General features: G+C 68.2%; 19 protein-coding genes. All 19 read right to left on the minus strand.

The window, feature by feature from the left end:
* Positions 1 to 73: 73 nt before the first annotated feature.
* The 19 genes from BO1_RS54925 to BO1_RS41075 all read right to left on the minus strand — a co-directional run bounded on the left by BO1_RS54925 (position 74) and on the right by BO1_RS41075 (position 19,781).
* Positions 74 to 2,497: an efflux RND transporter permease subunit gene (locus tag BO1_RS54925; protein WP_043288706.1), complete on the minus strand. Its 2,424-nt coding sequence runs from the start codon at positions 2,495 to 2,497 to the stop codon at positions 74 to 76.
* 89 nt (positions 2,498 to 2,586) lie between these two features.
* Positions 2,587 to 3,669, minus strand: coding sequence for a WD40/YVTN/BNR-like repeat-containing protein (locus BO1_RS54930; protein ID WP_156992695.1), 1,083 nt, complete (start codon positions 3,667 to 3,669; stop codon positions 2,587 to 2,589).
* 120 nt (positions 3,670 to 3,789) lie between these two features.
* Positions 3,790 to 4,995 carry an acetyl-CoA C-acyltransferase gene (locus BO1_RS41000; RefSeq protein ID WP_028222526.1) on the minus strand — a complete coding sequence of 402 codons (1,206 nt, stop codon included), beginning with the start codon at positions 4,993 to 4,995 and terminating at the stop codon, positions 3,790 to 3,792.
* 55 nt (positions 4,996 to 5,050) lie between these two features.
* A complete protein-coding gene (locus tag BO1_RS41005) occupies positions 5,051 to 5,542 on the minus strand; it encodes a MaoC family dehydratase (RefSeq protein ID WP_028222527.1) in 492 nt (163 codons plus the stop codon).
* Entirely contained in the window at positions 5,539 to 6,342 is an 804-nt protein-coding gene (locus BO1_RS41010) for an SDR family oxidoreductase (RefSeq protein WP_028222528.1), read from the minus strand. The genes BO1_RS41005 and BO1_RS41010 overlap by 4 nt, the downstream gene beginning before the upstream one ends.
* Positions 6,339 to 7,568: an acyl-CoA dehydrogenase family protein gene (locus tag BO1_RS41015; RefSeq protein WP_043288707.1), complete on the minus strand. Its 1,230-nt coding sequence runs from the start codon at positions 7,566 to 7,568 to the stop codon at positions 6,339 to 6,341. Before BO1_RS41015 ends, BO1_RS41010 begins: the two co-directional genes overlap by 4 nt.
* Entirely contained in the window at positions 7,565 to 8,845 is a 1,281-nt protein-coding gene (locus BO1_RS54935) for an acyl-CoA dehydrogenase family protein (RefSeq protein WP_043288710.1), read from the minus strand. Before BO1_RS54935 ends, BO1_RS41015 begins: the two co-directional genes overlap by 4 nt.
* Positions 8,846 to 8,849: 4 nt before the next feature.
* Entirely contained in the window at positions 8,850 to 9,728 is an 879-nt protein-coding gene (locus tag BO1_RS41025; RefSeq protein WP_028222530.1) for an SDR family oxidoreductase, read from the minus strand.
* 107 nt (positions 9,729 to 9,835) lie between these two features.
* Entirely contained in the window at positions 9,836 to 10,987 is a 1,152-nt protein-coding gene (locus tag BO1_RS41030) for an acetyl-CoA C-acetyltransferase (RefSeq protein ID WP_028222531.1), read from the minus strand.
* Positions 10,988 to 10,989: 2 nt separating this feature from the next.
* Positions 10,990 to 12,048 (minus strand): acyl-CoA dehydrogenase family protein, encoded by a 1,059-nt coding sequence (locus tag BO1_RS41035; protein ID WP_028222532.1) that lies wholly within the window; start codon positions 12,046 to 12,048, stop codon positions 10,990 to 10,992.
* A 186-nt stretch (positions 12,049 to 12,234) separates the two neighbouring features.
* Complete coding sequence (locus tag BO1_RS41040; RefSeq protein WP_028222533.1) at positions 12,235 to 13,404, minus strand: acyl-CoA dehydrogenase family protein; 1,170 nt, start codon at positions 13,402 to 13,404, stop codon at positions 12,235 to 12,237.
* Complete coding sequence (locus tag BO1_RS41045) at positions 13,401 to 14,270, minus strand: enoyl-CoA hydratase family protein (protein WP_084688684.1); 870 nt, start codon at positions 14,268 to 14,270, stop codon at positions 13,401 to 13,403. Before BO1_RS41045 ends, BO1_RS41040 begins: the two co-directional genes overlap by 4 nt.
* Before the next feature lie 85 nt (positions 14,271 to 14,355).
* Positions 14,356 to 15,480, minus strand: a complete 1,125-nt coding sequence (locus BO1_RS41050) for an NAD(P)H-dependent flavin oxidoreductase (protein WP_043288711.1) — start codon at positions 15,478 to 15,480, stop codon at positions 14,356 to 14,358.
* Positions 15,477 to 16,376: an enoyl-CoA hydratase gene (locus tag BO1_RS41055; RefSeq protein WP_043288718.1), complete on the minus strand. Its 900-nt coding sequence runs from the start codon at positions 16,374 to 16,376 to the stop codon at positions 15,477 to 15,479. The genes BO1_RS41050 and BO1_RS41055 overlap by 4 nt, the downstream gene beginning before the upstream one ends.
* 17 nt (positions 16,377 to 16,393) lie before the next feature.
* Positions 16,394 to 17,155, minus strand: coding sequence for a CoA-transferase subunit beta (locus tag BO1_RS41060; protein ID WP_407670069.1), 762 nt, complete (start codon positions 17,153 to 17,155; stop codon positions 16,394 to 16,396).
* A gap of 47 nt (positions 17,156 to 17,202) precedes the next feature.
* The gene (locus tag BO1_RS41065; RefSeq protein ID WP_043288712.1) at positions 17,203 to 18,090 is read right to left on the minus strand and encodes a CoA transferase subunit A; all 888 of its coding nucleotides are present in this window, start codon (positions 18,088 to 18,090) and stop codon (positions 17,203 to 17,205) included.
* Between the two features lie 9 nt (positions 18,091 to 18,099).
* Positions 18,100 to 19,011 carry a VOC family protein gene (locus BO1_RS41070; protein ID WP_043288713.1) on the minus strand — a complete coding sequence of 304 codons (912 nt, stop codon included), beginning with the start codon at positions 19,009 to 19,011 and terminating at the stop codon, positions 18,100 to 18,102.
* 213 nt (positions 19,012 to 19,224) lie between these two features.
* Positions 19,225 to 19,515, minus strand: a complete 291-nt coding sequence (locus BO1_RS58475) for a type II toxin-antitoxin system RelE/ParE family toxin (protein WP_084688686.1) — start codon at positions 19,513 to 19,515, stop codon at positions 19,225 to 19,227.
* Positions 19,503 to 19,781, minus strand: coding sequence for a CopG family ribbon-helix-helix protein (locus tag BO1_RS41075; RefSeq protein ID WP_028222540.1), 279 nt, complete (start codon positions 19,779 to 19,781; stop codon positions 19,503 to 19,505). Before BO1_RS41075 ends, BO1_RS58475 begins: the two co-directional genes overlap by 13 nt.
* Positions 19,782 to 19,815: the final 34 nt, after the last annotated feature.

Raw genomic sequence — 19,815 nt, forward strand, 5'->3', positions numbered from 1 at the left:
CGGCCCGCCGCGAAAACAAGTTAAGGCCAAAGCACGATATCAGCGCGCCCCTAATTAGATTTGAAACTCGCTTTCAGGGCCGCGCATGAGCGGCCTCTTCCACACTAGCGTGACGCGCCGCACTCGGCACACTCCCCACGCGACGCTCGGCGCGCTCAACCCCCAGCCAGGCGGCCAGAGCCGGCAACAAAAACACCGCACCAAACAAGTTCACAAGGAACATGAACGCCAGCAACACCCCCATATCCACCTGGAACTTGAGCGCGGAACCCGCCCACGTACCCACGCCAATAAACATCGTGGCCGCCGTAAAGAGCGCCGCCGTCCCACGCTGCCGCATCGCCTCCCCGAACGCCTCGGGCAAGCTCGCCCCCGCACGCACCTCATGCTGCAAGCGCTCATAGAGATAGATGCCGTAATCGACCCCCACCCCCACGCCAAGCGTAATAACCGGCAACGTAGCCACCTTCAACCCGATACCAAGCTTCGCCATCACGGCATTACAAAGAATCGAGACAATCGTAAGCGGCACGATCACACACAGCACCGCACGCCACGACCGGAACGTCACCAGACACAGCAGCGCGATAGCGCCAAAGATCGAAAGCAGCATGGCGATCTCGGCATCGGCAACGGCCTCGTTGGTAGCCGCCATCACCCCCACATTGCCACCCGCGAGCCGGAACTCCACCCCCTTGGTCTCATCCTCCGCCGCGAAGCGTTTAATCTCATCAACAATGTGCGCAATCGTGCGACCTTCATGGTTATCCGTGTAGATCAACACCTGGATCGCCTGGCAGTTCTCCGTATTCATCCCGTTATCGGGATCGAACGCACTCGCCCCCTGCGTAAGGCCATCCGTCGATCGCGGCAGCGCGGCCCACCGCGGATTGCCCTCATTGAACGCGGCAATCGACACCTTCGCGAGCGATGGCACGCTCACCACCGACTGCACGCCGGACACGCCGCGCATCTGCATCTCGAAGCGCTCGATGGCGCTCATCACCGGGTAGTGGAGGCACGCGTCGTCGTATCCCTGCGTCTCCACGATCACGGCCAGCGCGTCCACGCCAATGTTGTACTGGCTAGTAATGCGCGCGTTATCCACGTTGTAGCGCGAGTTCGCGCGCAGCTCCGGCGCACCCGAGCCGATGTCGCCAATCTGCAGGCCACGCGAGGCCTCAGCGCCGTATGCAAGCAGCGCGAGCGCCACCGCGAATACGCCAAGCGCCGGCAGCGGCCGCGCGAACACGCCAAAGCGCGCCCAGCCGCCTTCCTTGCTGCGCTCCGCGCTGCGCTGCGCACGGGCGAGCGCGCCGCGTTCCAGCTTCGTGTACGAGAGCAGGATCGGCAGGAACACCTTGTTCGTGATGATCATCAGCAGCACGCCCAGGCACGCGGTCACGCCCAGCTCGCGCACGATGTCGATGCGGATGCGCATGATCACCATGAAGCCCAGCGCGTTCGTGAGCAATGCCACCGTGCCCGGCACGAACAGCTTGCGGAACGCGTCGCGTGCCGCGTCGACCGAGGACAGGCCGGTGGCCAGTGCCTGCTTCCATGCGTTGGTCATCTGCACCGCGTGCGAGACGCCAATCGAGAAGATCAGGAACGGCACGAGAATCGACATCGGGTCGATGCCGAGGCCGAGGATCGGCAGCGCGCCCAGCAGCCACACCACCGGCAACAGCGCGACGCACAGCGCGAGCGCCGTGGTCTTGAGCGAGCGCGTATAGGCGAGCAGCAGCGCGGCGGTCACGGCAAACGCGATGCCGAAAAACACCATCACGCCCGCGATGCCCGCCTCCACGTCGCCCACCAGCTTCGCGAAGCCGATGATGTCCACTTCGACGTTCTGGTTGGCGTAGCGCGCGCGGATCTGTTCGAGCTGCTTGGCCACCGCGCCATAGTCGAGCCGCTTGCCCGTGGTGGGATCGGTCTCGCGCAGCTCCGCGCGGATCAGCGCGGCCTTGAGGTCGTTGCTCACGAGCCGGCCAATCTGGCCCGAGCGCGCCACGTTGCGGCGCACCTTCGCGAGGTCGGCGGGATTGGCGCTGCTGAACTGGCCCGGCACGACCACGTCGCCGCGAAAGCCCGCTTCGGTCACTTCCGTGTAGCGCACGTTCGGCGTGAACAGCGAGAACACGCGCGAGCGGTTGACGCCGGGGATGAAGAAGACGTCGTCGGTCGCGCGGCGCAGTTCGTCCATGAACTGCTCGTTGTAGATGTCGCCCTGGCCTTTCCAGCGCAGGCTCACGAGCACCGTGTTGGCGCCGGGAAACGCACTGGCGTAGCGGTTGAACACCTGCATATACGGGTGTTCCATCGGGATCATCTTGTTGAAGCCCGGGTCGAGCCGCAGCCGCGTGGCCGAGAGACCAAAGGCGGCGGTCAGCGCCACGCACACGGCGAGCAGCACGAGGCGGTGGCGCATGATGGCGCCGGCGCAGCGGTCGACGAAGCGCGCGAGCGCGGAGGAACGGGTAGAGGCGGTCATGGTGCGTCTCACAACGAATGGCACAACGGTTCGCAGTGCCAATTGCACTGCGATCTAAGGCAGCGGGAAGAACTCAACGCGCCGCGGTCTCAGGATGGTGCGTGCGGTGGCGTGTTCGCAGGCGCGTTGGACGGTGCGTCAGGCACGCTGCCCGACGGTGCGTTCGAACCCGCAAGCTTCGCGGCATTCGCCAGGTCGCGCGGCGCCGGCACGGTCTGCGCGGGCACGGTCCAGCGCATCACGCCCGCCTCGCCGGCCACCAGCACGCGGCTCTGGCCTTCGTCCAGCACGGCGGCCAGGCTCTGCACGCCGCCTGCCTTGCGCACGGCATAGTGCTCGCCCTCGTCGTCGGAGGTGACGATGGCGCCGCCCTGCCCGACCAGCACGAGGCGGCCGCCCGGCAGCTGCGTCGCGCCGAAGTACGAGACGCCCACGCCGCTGTCGATATGGGCCCATGTCTGGCCGCCGTCCGTCGAGCGCACCACGTTGCCGCGCATGCCGTAGGCGAGCCACGTGCCGTCCGCGAGCGGCAGCACGCCGAAGAGCGAGCCCGCATAGGGCGAGGGACGCTTGTCCCAGGTCGTGCCGTCATCGTTGGAGACGAGCAGCGTGCCCGTCTCGCCCGCGATCACGATGCGCCCCTTTCCATCGCCCGCAATCGCGTTGAGATGGCGGTCGCCGGTCGGAGTTTTCCCCGCGGTCCACGTCGCGCCTTCGTCGTGCGAGACGAACAGTTGTCCGAAGCTGCCAATCACGAAGATCGGCCCGTTCGCCTGCCCCCAGATCGCGAGCAGCGGATCGGAATGGCGGTGGTCGAAGTGCGTTTCCTGCCAGTGCTCGCCGCCGTCCACGGTGCGCAGGATCCAGCCGTCGTGCCCCACGGCAATGCCGATGCGCGGCGATACGAAGAAGACCTGGGTGAGCGTCGACGCCTCGTCGGGCGTGACCGTGGCGCGCCGCCAGCTCTTGCCGGCGTCGTCGCTCAGCAGGATCACGCCGCGCTCGCCCACGGCGACCGTGCGCGAGCCGGCCTGGGCAAGGCCGTTGATCTGCAGATGATTGGCCGCGATGGTGCTGGCGGGGAAGGCGGGCAACGGACGCGGCGAGAACGCGAAGAGCGCCGCGCCCAGCACCGCCGCCGACATCAGCAGGCCCGGAAGCGTATTTTTCACGGAGTGTCTCCTCCAGGTGTGACTACTTTCTGTGACTGCTTTCTATGACTGCTTTCTGCTACGTTTTTCTGCTGCTACTGCGCGTGCTGCATGGACTGCCCGCGCGGCGTGCTTCTCGGTCTACGCCGCGATTTCGAACAGCGCCGCCGCGCCCATGCCGCCGCCAATGCACATCGTCACGACCGCGAGCCGCGCGCCGCGCCGCTTCGCTTCGATGAGCGCGTGCATCGTCATGCGCGCACCCGACATGCCGAACGGGTGGCCGAGCGAAACCGCGCCGCCGTTCACGTTCAGGCGCTCCATCGGGATGCCGAGCTTGTCGCGGCAGTAGATCGCCTGGCAAGCGAAGGCCTCGTTGAGCTCCCACAGGCCGATGTCGTTGACCGTGAGCTTGTGGCGCTCGAGCAGTTTCGGCACGGCGAAGACGGGGCCGATGCCCATCTCGTCGGCCTCGCAGCCGGCCACCGCGAGGCCGCGGAACGTGCCCAGCGGCGCGAGCCCGCGCGCACGGGCGCTTTGCGCGCTCATCACTACCACGGCGGCGGCGCCGTCCGAAAGCTGCGAGGCATTGCCCGCCGTGATGTATTCGCCCTGCGCGACGGCTTCGCCGCCGCTCCATACGGGCTTGAGCGCGGCGAGGCTCGCGGCGCTCGTGTCGGCGCGGTTGCATTCGTCGCGTTCGGCGCGCACGTTTTCGTGGCCCGTGACGTTGCCTTCCTTATCGAAGAGCGCGCGGCGCACGTCGAGCGGCACGATCTCGGCGTTGAAGCGCCCTGCCGCCTGCGCCGCTGCCGTGCGCTGCTGGCTCACGAGTGCGTAGGCATCCTGATCGGCGCGGCTGATGCCGTAGCGGCGCGAGACCACCTCGGCCGTTTCGATCATCGCCATATAGGCGGCGGGCTGCTGCGCCAGCACGCTTTCGGCGCGCGCGCGATAGCTGTTCTTGTGGCGGTTCTGCGTGAGCGTGATCGACTCCACGCCGCCGGCCACGACGATGTCCGCGTCGCCGCACGCGATGCTGCGCGAGGCCACCGCGATCGACATGAGGCCCGACGAGCACATGCGGTCCAGCGCCATGCCCGGCACGCTCGCGGGCAGCCCGGCGGCGATCGCCGAAAGGCGGCCGATGTTGTAGCCCTGGGTGCCCTGCTGCGCGGCGCAGCCCATGATGACGTCGTCGACCTCGCGGCCCTCGAGGCCCGCGCGCTCTACGGCCGCGCGCACCACGTGGCCGCCGAGCGCGGGCGCCTCCGTATCGTTGAAAACACCCCGGTAGGCTTTGCCGATGGGCGTACGCGCCACCGAGACAATCACGGCTTCGTTCATCGAATGCGTTCCTGTTTTTTCCGTGTCTGGGACTGAATCAATCTGAAACCTGAAATCAGAAGTAGTAGCGGCTGATGGTGTCGGCCACGCAGCCCGGCTTGGGCTCGCCCTCGATCTCCACGCTCACGCGTATCCACGCCTGCACGCCGCCTTCCAGCGCCTCGGCGCGCAACAGCTCGCCCACGCCGCGCACGCGCGCCCCCACGCGCACGGGGGCCGGGAAGCGCACGCGCTCGCAGCCGTAGTTCACGCCCATGCTTGCGCCGTCGATGCGCACGATCTGCGGCAGGAAGTAGTTGACGAGCGAGAGCGTGAGATAGCCGTGCGCGATGCAGCCGCCGAACGGGCCGCCGCGTGCGCGCTCGGGGTCCACGTGGACCCACTGGTGGTCGAGCGTGGCGTCCGCGAATTGGTCGATGCGCGCCTGGTCGATCTCGAACCACGGGCTCGCGCCAAGGCGCTCGCCCACCGCTTCGAGCAGCTCGCCCGGTTGCGCGAACACGCGCACGGGCGTGACGGGAGCAGAAACGTCGAGCGTGCTCATCATGCGTGCTGGCTGCTCACGGAGAGCACTTCGCCGGTCAGATACGACGCGTAGTCGCTTGCGAGGAACACCATCACGTTTGCCACCTCCCAGACTTCGGCGGCGCGCCCAAAGGCTTCGCGCGACGCCAGTTGTTCAAGCAGTTCGGCCGGAGCCGACTTCTTCAGAAAATCGTGTAGCGCAATGCTCGGCGCCACCGCGTTGATGCGCACGCCATGCGGCGCCGCCTCCAGCGCCGTGCAGCGCGTGAGCGCCATGACGCCGGCCTTGGCCGCCGCGTAGTGCGCCTGTTCCGCCTGTGCGCGCCAGCCCAGCACCGACGCGTTGTTGACGATCGTGCCGCGCCCGCGCGCCTGCATGTGGGGCAGCATCGCGCGCATCATGCGGAACGTGCCGGTAAGGCTAATGTCGATCACGCGCGACCATTGCGCATCGTCCATATCGACTAGACGGCAGGAGCCGCCAAGGCCCGCGTTGTTGATGAGCACGTCCACGCCGCCCATGCGCGCCTCGGCGTCGGCCACCAATGCCTGCACCTGCTCCTCGTTCGAGACGTCGGCAAGGCGCCCGTAGATGGCGTCCAGACCCGTTTCCTCGCGCAGCCGCGCGACCGCCTCGGCGAGGCGCTTCTCGTGGATATCGGAGATGAAGAGCGCGCGGCAGCCCTCTTCCGCGCAGCGCTTCGCGGCGGCGAAGCCGATGCCCGCGCCCGCGGCGGCGGTGATGAGCACCGACTTGCCCGCGAGCAGTTGATGACCCGCCACATAGGGCGGCGCAATGGCAAGACCGTGTGGAGCATTCATGCTTGACCTCGGGGTTCTTTGGGCATGCCGAGCCCGCGCTCGGCCATGATGTTGAGCTGGATTTCGTTGGTGCCGGCGTAGATGGTGTCGGCGCGCGAGAACAGGAACACGCCCTGCAGGCGGCTCAGCTTCACGTCGTTCGCATCGACGAAATTGGCGCGCTCGCCGAGCACGTCCATCGCGAGCTGGCCCAGTTCGCGGTGCCAGTTCGACCAGTAATACTTGTAGATGAGCGAGGACTTGTCGGGCGTACCGGCAGCGGATGCGCCGTCGCCCGCGCCCGCCAGCATGCGCAGCGCGTTGTAGCGCATCGTGCGCAGCCCGGCCCACGCCTTCGCGATGCGCGCGCGGATGGCCGGGTCGTCAGCCACGCCGGCCTCGCGCGCCGCGTCGATCACCCAGTCGAGTTCGCGGATGAATTGCATCTGCTGGCCGAGCGTGGAAATGCCGCGCTCGAAGCCGAGCAGCGTCATCGCGATGCGCCAGCCGTCGCCGGGCTCGCCAACGAGATCGGCGGCCTCGGCGCGCGCGCCGTCGAAGAAGACTTCGTTGAATTCCGCGCCGCCGTTCATCTGGCGGATCGGGCGGATCTCCACGCCGGGCTGGTCGAGCGGCACGAGCAGGAATGAGAGGCCCTTGTTGCCGCGCGATTGCGGGTCGCTGCGCGCGAGCACGAAGATCCACTCGGAGTCGTGCGCGAGCGAGGTCCAGACCTTCTGGCCGTCGATGCGCCATGCGCCGTCGGGCTGGCGCTCGGCGCGCGTGCGCACGTTCGCGAGGTCCGATCCCGCGCCGGGCTCCGAATAGCCCTGGCACCAGAACTGCGTGCCCGCGAGAATGCCGGGCAGAAAGCGCGCGCGCTGGTCGGCGTTGCCGCAGGCGACGAGCGTGGGGCCGAGCAGGCCCTCGCCGATGTGCCCCATGCGGCCCGGGCCGCCCGCGCGTGCGTATTCCTCGTGGAAGATCACCTGGTCGGCGATGCTCCAGCCGCGCCCGCCGGCCTCCACGGGCCAGCCGAGTCCCGTCCAGCCGCCTTGTGCCAGCTCGCGCTCCCACGCCTTGCGCAGCTCGGGGAAGGCGTCCTCGTCGCCGGGGCCGCCGCGGTAGCGCAGGCAGGCGAATTCGCCGGAGAGGTGCGTAGCCATCCACGCGGCGATCTCGGCGCGCAGACGCGCCTCACGGCTGCCGCCTTGTTCGTTGAAATTCGAATCGATGCGTGCGTTCATGCGCTCGCTCCTGCAAGAACCGGTGCTGCCATGCCATCGGCCGGGGCATCGCCGCCATCGTGGCGCGCGCTGTCGATCACGTGACGCGCGAGCCAGCCATAGAGCCAGGGCGTCGAGCCGAACAGCGCCCCGGACGCCTGGGCACGCTTGAAATAAAGCTGTGGATCGTACTCCCAGGTAAATCCCACTCCGCCGTGCAGCTGAATGGCTTCCTGTGCGCAGAAGCGGAACGCGTCGTTCGCGCTGGCCTTGGCCGCCGCGATGTCGGCGTATTGCTCAACTGAGGGTGCGCCTTGAACAGCGTCCCATGCCGCCGCCGCGCCGAGCACCGCCGAACGCGCCGCCTCCACCGCCACGAGCATTTCCGCGCAGCGGTGCTTGACCGCCTGGAACGAGGCGATGGCGCGCCCGAACTGCACGCGCTCCGCCGTATAGGCGAGCGTGAGGTCGAGGCATTGCTGCGCGCCGCCCAACTGCTCGGCGGCCAGTGCGAGTGCGGCAAGCCATGCCGTTTGCGCGAGTGCGTTGCGCACCGCCGCGCCGCGCGCGAGGCACGCAGCGGGCGCCACGTGCACGTCGTTCAGCGCGATGCCGGCGAATGCGCGCGTGGCGTCGAGCGTCGCGAGCGGCGTGCGCGTCACGCCCGCGTGCGCCGTTTCGACCGCGAAGAGCGCGATCTCGTCGCTGCCGCCATCGGCCAGGCGCGCGGGCACGAGCAGCAGATCGGCCATCACGCCGTCCAGCACGGCGCTGAACGTGCCGCTCAGGCGAAACCCGTCCGCTGTGGCGTGTGCTTCCACGGTCGATGCCTGCGCAGACAGGCCCCCGCTTTCGTCCGCTTCAAAAGGCAACGCATGTTCGATCGCCAGCGCCGCGCGCGTCTCTCCCGCCGCGATGCGCGCGAGCCAGCGCACGGCCTCCTCGCTGCCCGCATCCGCAGCGCTTTCGCTCACGCCGATTTCGTCGCCGGTGCAACGGGCCAGCGCCTGCGCGGCCAGCACCGCAGTGCCGAAGTACGGCACGCAGGCGAGCCGCTGCCCGAGCTGCTCCATCAGCAGCACGAGCTCGGTCGCGCCCAGACCCGCACCGCCCGCGCGCTCCGGCACGCTCAGGCCGCACCAGCCCAGTTCCGCCGCCACGGTCTGCCAGAGCGCGGCATCGTAGGCCGCATGACGCTCGATCACGCGGCGCACGTCGGCCGATGCGCTCTGCTGCGAGAGCACTTCGGCCGCGCTCTCGCGGATCATGACCTGCTCTTCGGTCAGTACGAGGTCCATGGCGTCAGCTTCCATAAACGCGCTGGGCCGGCCGCGCCTGCGCGAGCAGCGCCGTCACCGCCGCGCCCACTTCGCCCGCGGGCCAGCGCGCGCCACGGTCCACGCTCGGCCCCGTGCGCCAGCCCTCGGCCACCGCGATCATGCCGCCCGAAACCTCGAACACCTGCCCCGTGACCTCGCCCGACGCCTCGCTCGCGAGCCACACGACCAGCGGCGCGACGTTGGCCGGATCGAAGGCGTCGAAGCCGCCGTCCTCGGGCTTCTTCATCACCTCGGCAAACACGGCCTCGGTCATCGCCGTGCGTGCCGCCGGCGCGAGCGCGTTCACGCTCACACCGTAGCGCTGCAGCTCGGCGGCCTGCATCAGCGTGAGCGCCGCGATGCCGGCCTTGGCCGCGCCATAGTTCGATTGCCCGATCGAGCCTTGCAGCCCCGCGCCCGAGCTCGTGTTGATGATGCGCGCCGCCACCGGCGTGCCCGCCTTCGCGGCGTCGCGCCAGCCGCGCGCGAGAATGTGCGCGAGGCAGAAGTGGCCGCGCAGATGCACACGCATCACCGCGTCCCAGTCGTCTTCGGTCATGCTCGTGAACATGCGGTCGCGGCAGATGCCAGCGTTGTTCACGAGTGCGTGCACCGTGCCGAAGGCGTTCTGCGCGGCATCCACGATGCGCTGCGCCGTGTCCATGCGCGTGATGTCGTCGGCGTTCGCGATCGCGCGGCCACCCGCCAGCGCGATCTCCTCGCTCACGGCCCGCGCCGCGTCTTCGCGCACGTCGTTGACCACGACCGCCGCGCCCTGCTCCGCCAGCGCGAGCGCATATGCGCGCCCGAGCCCGCCGCCCGCGCCCGTGACGATCACGGTCCGTTCCTTGCAGATTCCCATGCCTGACCTCTCGTTGTGTTGCTCTTGCCGCGGCTTGCGTGGATCAAGCTCGCGTGATGTGCGTCCCGTCCCCGGAGCTGTTTTTTAAGCTGTTCTCGACGCCGCGCTCAAAGCCGCTCGATGATCGTCACGTTCGCCAGCCCGCCGCCTTCGCACATCGTCTGGAGTCCGTATCGACCGCCCGTGCGCTCCAGCTCGTGCAGCAGCGTCGTCATGAGACGCGCGCCGGTTGCGCCCAGCGGATGGCCCAGCGCGATCGCGCCGCCGTTCGGATTCGTGCGCGCCGCGTCGTAGCCCAGTTCCGCCAGCCACGAGAGCGCGACCGAGGCAAACGCCTCGTTGATCTCCACCACGTCGATGTCGTTCATCGAGAGGCCCGCCTTCTTCAGCGCGTGGCGCGTGGCGGGAATCGGCGCGGTCAGCATCCAGAGCGGATCGTCGCCCAGCACGCTCAGGTGATGGATGCGCGCGCGCGGCTTGAGGCCATAGCGTTGCAGCGCGTCTTCCGAGACGATCAGCAGCGCCGCCGCCGCGTCGCAGGTCTGGCTTGAGACGGCCGCCGTGAGCGAGCCGCCCGGCATCAGCGGCTCGAGCGAGGCCATCTTTTCGAGCGAGGTATCGGGGCGCGGAGTCTCGTCGCGCGAGAGGCCGAAGCACGGCACGACCTCGCGCTCGAAGCGCTTTTCCTCGATGGCGGCCACCGCGCGCCGGTGGCTCTCCAGCGCATAGCGCTCCATCGTCTCGCGCGAGAGCCCCCAGTGATCGGCGATGCGCTGGGCCGCGTCGAACTGCGAGACCGGCGCGTCGCCAAAGCGCGCGCGCCAGCCCGCGCTGCCCGAGAACGGGTCGCTGAAGCCGAGCGGCACGGCCGCCGTCATCGCGGAAGAGATGGGGATTTGCGTCATGGTCTGCACGCCGCCCGCGATCACCACGTCCTGCGTGCCGCTCATCACGGCCTGCGCCGCGAAATGCACGGCTTGCTGCGAGGAGCCGCACTGGCGGTCCACGGTCACGCCCGGCACCGTGAGCGGCAGGCCGGCGGCGAGCCAGCAGGTGCGCGCGATATTGCCCGCGAGCGGGCCGATGGTGTCCACGCAGCCGAACACGACGTCGTCGTAGTCGGCGGCGGGAATGGCGTTGCGCTTGACGATCTCCTGCAGCACGAAGCCGCCCAGGTCAGCGGCGTGCACCGGTGCGAGCGTGCCCTTGCGGCGGCCCGTGGGCGTGCGCAGCGCATCGACGATATAGGCTTCTTTCATGGTCACTCCAGTTCGAAAGTGCGCGCGGGGCCGATGGCCGTACCCGCGTCGATGAGCGTGCTGGCCACGCGCTCGCGATGGAAGGTGGCGTCGCCCCAGTTGCCCGCGAGCGCCCAGATGCGCTTGACGAAGATCTGCAGGTCCAGCTCCCACGTGTAGCCCATCGCGCCGTGCACCTGGATGGCGTGGCGCGCGGCCAGTTGCGCGGCGCCGAGTGCGGCAAGCTTCGCGTGCGAGACGTAGAGCGCGCGCTGCGGGTCGTCCGTGGCCAGCGCGCAGGCCGCGCGATAGACCACCGGACGCGCGAACTCATAGCGGATCGCGACGTCGGCGAGCAGGTGCTTGACGGCCTGATACGCGCCGATGGGCTTGCCGAACTGCTTGCGCTGCGCCGTGTAGTCGATGGCCGCGTCGAGCACGCGCTGCGTGAGGCCGAGCAATTGCGCGGCCACCGCGAAGACGCCGTGGTCGAGCGCGGTGTCGAGCAGCGGCGCGGCGCTGGCGGCATCCGCGATGCGCGTGGATTCGTTCGGCGTCCAATCCAGCTCGAAGATGCGCCGCGACGGGTCCACGCTTTGCACCGCCTTGCGCATGCAAGCTGCGGGTTCCACGCGATGCAGCTCGCCGTCACGCTCGCACAGCAGCACGTGGGCGACGTGCGCATCGGCGACATACGGATTCACCGGATGCCCGAGCGCGACGCGGGCGTTGCCCGCCGCGATCTGCGCGAGCAGCGTGTCGCGCCAGTCGCTCGCGGGCAGCCGGTTGAGCAGCGCCACCGTCACGAACGAGGTGTCCATCAGCGTATCGGCCCCGCCGAAATAGCCCCACGTCTGCGCGAGCAGGGCCCATTCGGCCGCCGACATGCCGAGACCGCCCTGTTCTTCCGGCACCGAGACGGCCGTCATGCCCTGCGCCGCCAGTTGCGCCCAGAGCCGCTCCGAGCGCCCGGTTTCGGTCTCCCACAGCTCGCGGAGCAGTTCCGGCGTGAGCTCGGTCATCAGGAAGCGGCGCGCGGTATCGGCCAGCGCTTCCTGGTCTTCGTTGAATGAAAAGTCCATATGTCTCCCTGTCGACCAGAGTTAGCGCTTTAGCGCTTACTCTGGTCCCATGCTTCGCGGTCGACCGGAGTTAGAGCAAAGCTCCTTACTCCGGTCCCATGCTTCGCGGTCGATTCACTCTGCCTTATCATCAGCATTCCGAATCGAATCTCTGGCGGCAGCCAACCGCTTCGTCGATGTTGTTCGCTAGCCGCGCGGCATGCCCAGCATGCGTTCGGCGACAATGTTGCGCTGGATCTCGTTGGTGCCCGCGTAGATCGGTCCGGCCTGCGCGAACAGGAAGCCATCAAGCCAGTTGCCCAGGCGCTCATGCGCCTCCTCGCCGTGCGGCACCACTTCCGCCCGCGCGCCCAGGATATCGAGCGCCGTCTGGTGCATGTGCAAGTCGAGCTCCGACCAGAACACCTTGTTGGTGCTCGATTCCGCGCCAATGTGCCCGCCCTTCTGCAAGCGGCTCGCCGTCATGTAGGTGGAAAGCGCATAGGCCTGCGCATCCATCCACGCGGCGGCCACGCGCTCGCGCAGCGACGGATCGCGCCGCGCCGCCTCGGGATTGGCGAGCAGCAGCTCGCGCAGCGCCTCGGCCGTGCGCTGGAAGCGCGCCGGCGAGCGCAGCATCAGGCCGCGTTCGAAGCCCGCCGTGGCCATCGCCACGTGCCAGCCCATGCCTTCGCCCGCGATGCGGTTGGCCACCGGCACGCGCACGTCGTCGAAGAAGATCTCGGCAAAGCCGGTCTGCCCGTTCAACTGCCGGATCGGCCGCACCGTCACGCCCGGCGCGTTCAGCGGCACCATCAGGAAGGTCAGGCCGTGGTGGCGCGTGGACTGCGGGTCGCTGCGAAACAGGCCAAACAGCCAGTCCGCCCATACCGCGCGCGTCGACCAGATCTTCTGCCCGTTGATCACGTACTCCTCGCCGTCGCGAAACGCGCTCGAGCGGATCGCCGCCATGTCCGAGCCCGCGTTCGGCTCCGACCAGCCCTGCGCCCAGACGTGCTCACCCGAGGCCATCGCGGGCAGGAAGCGCGCCTTCTGCTCGTCGGTGCCGAAGTCCATCAGCGTGGGGCCGAGCAGGAAGATGCCGTTCTGGTTCACGCGCATGGGTGCGTCGGCGCGCCAGTACTCTTCCTCGAAGATCAGCCACTCGATCAGGTCGCAGCCGCGCCCGCCCAGCTCGCGGGGCCACGTGACCATGCTCCAGCGGCCCGAGTGCAGCGTGCGCTCCCACTCGCGATGCGCGGCGAAGCCCGCTTCGGTGTCGAAGCTTGGCAGCGGCTTGCTCGGCACGTGTGCGGCGAGCCATGCGCGAATTTCCTCGCGAAACGCGCGTTGTTGGGGTGTGTAGTCGAGTTTCATGCGCGGCCCTCGCCCGGTTGTGCAGCGGGTTGTGCTGCATCGAAGCGCGCCTCGCGCTTTTCGACGAACGCGCTGCGCGCTTCGGTCGAATCGTTCGACATGTAGGCCTGCAGCGTGAAGCCCTGTTCCCAGCGGTATTTGTCTTCGAGGTCGCCGTCTTCCACGCCGTTGAGCGCCTCCTTCGCGAGCGCGAGCATCGTGCCGCTCTTCTCGGCAATGCGCTGCGCAAGTTCGAGCGCCGCGTCGCGCAACTGCTCGCGCGGCACGACACGTTCCACGGCACCGAGGCGCCATGCCTCGTCGGCGCCCACCATGTCGCCCGTGAAGTACATCGCGCGAACCTTTTGTACACCGAACATTCTCTGCAGATGCGCGCCGCCGCCCATCGCGCCGCGGTCGATCTCGGGCACGCCAAAGCGCGCGCATTGCGAGGCGATCACGATATCGGCCGCACCGCAGATGCCGATGCCGCCGCCCAGCACGAAGCCGTGCACGGCCGCGATCACGGGCTTCGGGCTGCGGTGCACGGCGCGGAACGTGGCGTAGTTGCCCGCATTCACCGCGACGATGCGCTCGGGATGCGCCGAAAGTTCCTTGATGTCGACGCCCGCGCAGAAGCCGCGCCCTTCGCCGCGCAGCACGATCACGCGCACGCTCTCGTCGCGGCCGAGCGCGTCGATGGCGGCGGCGAGCGCGTACCAGTCCTCGCTGTCGAGCGCGTTCACTGGCGGGCGATCGAGCGTGAGCTCGGCCACCGCGCCGTGGTTGCCCACGCGAGCGATCGAGAACGCGGGCTGCCGTCCGCCCTGGGCGGTGGTGGCCACGGTCGCCCCGTTCGTTGTTCCGTTATGGCTTGCTTGTGTCATGTCCCCCGTCCCTCGTCTCGTGAATGGGTCAATGCCTGAATGCTTTTTGCGCTGGCGTTGATCTCGTCAGCTCATCGTCTGTCCACTACGCGCGCACCGTGGCGGCGTCCGCATGCGTGCTGTCGGCACGCATCGCCGCGAGGGCATCGAGCCGCTCGCACGCCTCGCGCACGATGCGCAGGATCACCGCCTCGCACGGCTCGATCGCGCCGATCATCGCCGCCGCCTGTCCGCCCGGCAGCACGCCTTCGTCGGGCTGCCCCTCGACGATCGCGCGCTGGATCAGGTACGGCGCGTTCGCGGCCATCAGCGTCTGGCTCGCGGTATAGCCGTGCTCGCGCAGCGCCTTGACGCCGAGCGAGGCCATCTGCGCGAGCGAGAGGCCGTTCTGGCGGCGCCACGCCTGGGCCGTGCGCAGCGCGAAGAGCGTGCGGCGCAACGGCCCGAGCGACTCCAGATGCAGCAGATACGGGTTGTCGATCATGCGTTGCGGCAGGCCGTCGAGCGCCGCCGAGACGCGGATCTGCGCCGGGTCCTTCACGGCCACGTAGCGCGAAAGCGTCTCGCGCGGCACGGGCGACTCCTCGGTCATGAGAAAGCGCGTGCCCATGGCGATGCCGGCGGCGCCATAGCCGAGCGCGGCGGCAAGGCCGCGTCCGTCGAAAAAGCCGCCCGCCGCGATCACCGGCACCTGCACGGCGTCCAGCACGCGCGGCAGCAGCAGCGTGGTGGGCACCGAGCCCGTGTGGCCGCCGCCTTCGGCGCCCTGCACGGTCACCGCATCGGCGCCCAGCTCCACGGCTTTCGCCGCATGCTTAGGCGCGCCGACTGTTGGAATGCACAGCACGCCCGCGTCCTTGAAGCGGCGGATCGTCTTCGCATCGGGCCCGCGCCCGTAGCTCACCGCGCGCAGCCGGTGACGGATCGCGAGATCGACCACCTGCGCCGCGTTGGGCTGGAACATATGGAAGTTGATGCCGAAGGGCCGGTCGGTAAGCGACTTCACGCGCAGGATCTCGGCCTCCACACGGTCCGGCTCGAGCGTCGCGCCGGCCAGGAAGCCGAAGCCGCCCGCGTTGCAGGTGGCCGCGACGAGGCGCGCGTCGGCCACCCAGCCCATGGCCGTCTGCACGACCGGATAGCGGCAGCCGAGCAGGTCCGTGAGCGGCGTGCGCAGTTCGCGCGGTGTTTCGGCGGCCAGCGCGTTCATGACGTGCCCTCCGGCGCGGCTTCCTTCGTTTCTGCGTCAGGCGCGCGCTGCGACTGCGCCATCTTGCGCGCGTCGTAACCGCCCAGGCGGTCGCCGCTCACGAGCTCGTTGTGCGCGTGTGCGAAGTGATGCCAGGCGAACGCGGCGTCCATTGCAGCGCGCTTGCCCTGCAACTCCTCCACGTGATTGAGCGCCTGCTTGGTGAGCGCGAGGCCCAGGCGCGGCATCGCCGCAATCTTCGTGGCCATCTCGTAGACGCTCTCGCGCAGCGCCTCGCGCGGCACGAGGCGGTTGACCATGCCCATCTGCTGGGCGCGCTGCGCGTTCATACGCTCGCCGAGGAACAGAAACTCCTTGGCGATGCGCGGGTTCAGCTCATAGGCGTGCGCGAAATATTCCACGCCGGGAATGCCCATGCGCACGACGGGGTCGGCGAAGAAGGCATCCTCGGAGGCGACGATCAGGTCGCACACCCATGCGAGCATCAAACCGCCGGCGACGCAGGCGCCCTGCACCATCGCGATGGTCGGCTTGGGCAGGTCGCGCCAGCGGCGGCACATGCCCAGATAGACCTCCTGCTCGCGCGCATAGAGGAACTCGCCGCCCTCCTTGTTCACGTGGTCGTACCAGAGCGACTGGCGCTCGAACGACGTGTTGATGTCGCGCCCCGGCGTGCCGATGTCGTGCCCCGCCGAAAAGTGCTTGCCCGCACCCGCGAGCACGATGACCTTCACGGCGTCGTCGTGCGCCGCGCGCTGGAACGCGGCGTCGAGCGCATACGTCATCTTCGAGTTCTGCGCGTTGTGATACTCGGGGCGGTTCATCGTGATGGTGGCGATGCCGTCCGCCACCTCGTAGAGCACGACTTCTTCGTTATGCGAAATACTGTCCTGCATGATGGCCTCGCTTCGCTTCATGCGCGCCGCGGCGCGGGATTGTCGCGCAGGATCGCTGCGCGCAGGTTGTGCGGATCGAGCGTGCGCACGATGCGAAGATCCTCGGCGCTGGGCGGCGCGGTCGTGCCGATATCGTCGGCGGCCGCGAGCGGGAAGCCGGTGGCTGCCTGCACTTCGTCGAAGCTCACGCCCGGGTGCAGCGAGCGCACGCGCACGGCGTGGTCCGGGCCGCCGAAGTCCATCACGCAGAGGTCGGTGACGATCGCGCGCAGATCCGTGAACGCGCGCATGCCTTCGATTTCGCGCGCCGGGTTGTAGCCGACGCTGCAGACCATGTCGACTTCGCCGGCCACGAAGGTACGCGTGCTGTGGCCCGCCACGAAGAACGAGTTCGCGTGGTTGATGCTGTTGCCGGGAAAGCCGCGTGCGCCCAGCAGTTGGGTCTTCGGCTTCGCGTAGTCGCTGCCGAGACACGAGATGTTGGCCTGCCCGAAGCGGTCGATCTGCGTGGGCATGACGAGCGCGTGGCGACGTCCGTGCCACACGCAGTCGAACACGCGCTCATAGGTCATCCAGCCGCTCGCCGCCACGCGGTGCGCCGCGTCGCGCGGGCCCAGCGGCACCGGCGTTTCGACGAGGTAGGCCTCGCCGTCGGTGAGCATGAGGCCGGCGTTGTACGCGAGGCGCGCGAGGCCGGCGGCGAGGCGCGGGCCCGTGCCGATGCCGGTGGCGAGCACTTCGCCGTCGTCGCGCCAGAGTCTGGCCGAGGCGACGATCATCAGCTCGGCGAGGGAATAGTCGATTGCGTCGTTCACGCTCGCTCCTTTCACAGAATCGGCAGCGGCAGCGCCGCCACATGGGAGGGACCGCCCGCGCCCTGCAGATACGCGTGCTCGTTCGGGCCGACCACGTCGCGCAGATACGCGGCGGTTTGATCCGGGCTCGCCGCGGCGGCGCTATACGCCTTCAGATGCGGCAGATCCCAGCCATAGGCCGGCGCGCACGAAGTCGGGTGTGCGCCGCACGGCGCGTGCACCACGCCCGTCACGAGCGAGCGCTCGAACGGATTGCGGCGCGCGGCTTCGAGATCGGGGCTCGCGAGCGACTCCGCCAGCGTCTCGCAGCTCACGAAGGTGCGCTTCGCGGCGCGCGCGAACCAGGCATCGAAGAACGGATCAGGACCGTCGATGCGCGTGTTGCCCATGGCATCGGCGGCGTTCACGTGCAGCAACGCGGCGTCGAGTTCGATGGCCGGCATCGCGAGCAATGTTTCGTCATCCTCATAAGGCGAGCGAACCGTGCGCAGATGCGGCGCGTGGCGCAGCAGATCGGTGCCGAGACCCACGCGGGTGGGCAGGAACGGCAGGCGCGCGGCAGCGGCGCGCAGGCCCAGTTGCAGGAGACCCTCGTCGAGTTCCCAGACATCGATCGCGCCGGTCTCGCGTGCGCGGCGGAAATGCGCCTCGAGCGGAATCACGTCGAGCGAGACGAAACCGAACACCACCTTCTTGACCTTGCCTGCGGCGCACAACAGACCCACGTCGGGGCCGCCGTAGGCGACCACGGTGAGATCGCGCAGCGAGGAGCGCGCGATCTCGCGCACGAGCGCCATGGGCTTGCGGCGCGGGCCCCAGCCGCCGATGCCGATGGTCATGCCGTCTTCGAGCTGCGCGACCACGTCGCGCGCGCTCAGGCGTTTATCGAGCGTTTTCATCAGGGTTCCTCAAAATCCGATGCTGAAGTCGTGGCCCCAGAGGCTCACGCGTGTGGCTTCATAGACGCTGTGCTCGCGCCAGTCGACCTGCAGGCCGCCATAGCCGTATTCGAGGTCGAAGCCGCCGGGCGTCTTCATGTAGAACGAGGTCATCTGGTCGTTGCAATGGCGGCCGAGCGTGGCGGACATCTTCACGCCGTGCGCGGCGACGCGGTCGAGCGCGCGGCCCACGTCGTCCATCGAGGGGACTTCGGCCATCACGTGGATGCAGCCCGAGGGGACGGCGAGGTCCATGATCGCGAGGCTGTGGTGCCGGGCGTTGCCGCAGTGCAGGAAGTGGATGCGCTTTTCGGGCTCTGCCGGATCGGCGGAGAAACGCACGCGGTAGATATCGGAGAGCGCGAAGCCCAGCACGTCACGCAGGAAGGCGTCGGTGGCGTCGAATGCCGGGGCGGGGAGCACCGCGTGGCCGAGGCCCATGGCGCCGGTCACGAAGCCGGGCACGCCCACGGGCGAGACGAAGCGGCGGAAGTCCGAGCGCACGCCCCAGAAGAACTCGTGGCGGTTGCCGGAGGGATCGAGGCACCAGACCATCGACTGGACGCGGCGCAGCGCGATTTCTTCGGCAGTTGCGCGGCGCGGCTCGATGCCCGCTTGTTCGAGCCGGGAGACGAGTGCGGCGAGCGCCGCTTCGTCGGCCAACTCCCAGCCCGAGGCGAAGTAGCGCTCCTCGCCGCCCGGCACGATCAGGTAGCGGTAATCGCGCTCGTCCATCTTGAGGTAGAGCGCGCCGTTTGTGGCGCTGGTGCCCTGATTCGCCTCGCGTGCCTCCATGCCCAGCACGTTCTGCGCGTAGTCGCGCCACTTGTCCAACTGTGCCGACTGCACGACGACGTAGCCCAACGCTCGTACATCGCTCATCTTCGCCCCTCCAGAATACCCGTTGTAGTGAGGTCTATTCTGGCCGCGCGGGGCACGCGCAACATCGTCTGTTGAGACTATTGGGTGGGGCTCTGCGAGCGCTGGCTCACGCTAATTGGAGGCCCTTCCACCATCTCGAGGTGAGTGTTCTGAAATTGGGGTTGCTGGAATTTTTCGTGGCTTTGCGCGCTCTGGCCCGGCCGTCAGTGACGGTCAATACCCCGCTTCCTTCTGGTGTCGGACGGCCAGAATCGTGACCCTTTCGCCATCGAGACGATATCTGGCCACGTAACCACTATCTCCAAAATCGATCGGCCACTCCCGATACTGTTCTGGCAGGTCTTCTACGAGACGTCCCATTCGAGGGTGAGTACCGAGAGCCTGTACGCCTTGTCGAATCGCTTCGCCCGCCCGTCGCGCGGCATCAAGGCTCTTCGGCCGAAGGAACTCGTACAGTCGTTGCATGTCCCGGATTGCAGCTGGCGCAAAGATTACTTGTGGCATTCTGGCGGGGGTAGTTCGTTTTCAGTTCCCCAGCTCGAAAGCCACTTATCCACTTCCTCAGCGGTCGCGTGCAGGCCAGTCGCCTGAAACTCATCCCACGCCTTCAATGTGTCCTGGTTCAACGCCTCGCGTTTTTCCTCGCGCTCGACATACTGCTCGATGGCTTCACGCATGATCCAGTGCGGGGTACGCCGACGGGCCTCAGCTAGATGCTGAACCCGTCCTTTCAGTTCGTCGTCAATCTTGATGGATGTCGCCGTTACCATGACGCGGCCTCCGTAGCAAAAGGTAATACCTGAG

This window comes from Paraburkholderia oxyphila NBRC 105797, from assembly GCF_000685075.1.
Taxonomy (GTDB): Bacteria; Pseudomonadota; Gammaproteobacteria; order Burkholderiales; family Burkholderiaceae; genus Paraburkholderia; species Paraburkholderia oxyphila.

Coding starts and splice junctions, on each gene's coding strand:
- BO1_RS54925 (WP_043288706.1), bottom strand. CDS start 2,497: ATGACCGCCTCTACCCGTTCCTCCGCGCTCGCGCGCTTCGTCGACCGC.
- BO1_RS41000 (WP_028222526.1), bottom strand. CDS start 4,995: ATGAACGAAGCCGTGATTGTCTCGGTGGCGCGTACGCCCATCGGCAAA.
- BO1_RS41005 (WP_028222527.1), bottom strand. CDS start 5,542: ATGATGAGCACGCTCGACGTTTCTGCTCCCGTCACGCCCGTGCGCGTG.
- BO1_RS41010 (WP_028222528.1), bottom strand. CDS start 6,342: ATGAATGCTCCACACGGTCTTGCCATTGCGCCGCCCTATGTGGCGGGT.
- BO1_RS41015 (WP_043288707.1), bottom strand. CDS start 7,568: ATGAACGCACGCATCGATTCGAATTTCAACGAACAAGGCGGCAGCCGT.
- BO1_RS54935 (WP_043288710.1), bottom strand. CDS start 8,845: ATGGACCTCGTACTGACCGAAGAGCAGGTCATGATCCGCGAGAGCGCG.
- BO1_RS41025 (WP_028222530.1), bottom strand. CDS start 9,728: ATGGGAATCTGCAAGGAACGGACCGTGATCGTCACGGGCGCGGGCGGC.
- BO1_RS41030 (WP_028222531.1), bottom strand. CDS start 10,987: ATGAAAGAAGCCTATATCGTCGATGCGCTGCGCACGCCCACGGGCCGC.
- BO1_RS41035 (WP_028222532.1), bottom strand. CDS start 12,048: ATGGACTTTTCATTCAACGAAGACCAGGAAGCGCTGGCCGATACCGCG.
- BO1_RS41040 (WP_028222533.1), bottom strand. CDS start 13,404: ATGAAACTCGACTACACACCCCAACAACGCGCGTTTCGCGAGGAAATT.
- BO1_RS41045 (WP_084688684.1), bottom strand. CDS start 14,270: ATGACACAAGCAAGCCATAACGGAACAACGAACGGGGCGACCGTGGCC.
- BO1_RS41050 (WP_043288711.1), bottom strand. CDS start 15,480: ATGAACGCGCTGGCCGCCGAAACACCGCGCGAACTGCGCACGCCGCTC.
- BO1_RS41055 (WP_043288718.1), bottom strand. CDS start 16,376: ATGCAGGACAGTATTTCGCATAACGAAGAAGTCGTGCTCTACGAGGTG.
- BO1_RS41060 (WP_407670069.1), bottom strand. CDS start 17,155: ATGATCGTCGCCTCGGCCAGACTCTGGCGCGACGACGGCGAAGTGCTC.
- BO1_RS41065 (WP_043288712.1), bottom strand. CDS start 18,090: ATGAAAACGCTCGATAAACGCCTGAGCGCGCGCGACGTGGTCGCGCAG.
- BO1_RS41070 (WP_043288713.1), bottom strand. CDS start 19,011: ATGAGCGATGTACGAGCGTTGGGCTACGTCGTCGTGCAGTCGGCACAG.
- BO1_RS58475 (WP_084688686.1), bottom strand. CDS start 19,515: ATGCCACAAGTAATCTTTGCGCCAGCTGCAATCCGGGACATGCAACGA.
- BO1_RS41075 (WP_028222540.1), bottom strand. CDS start 19,781: ATGGTAACGGCGACATCCATCAAGATTGACGACGAACTGAAAGGACGG.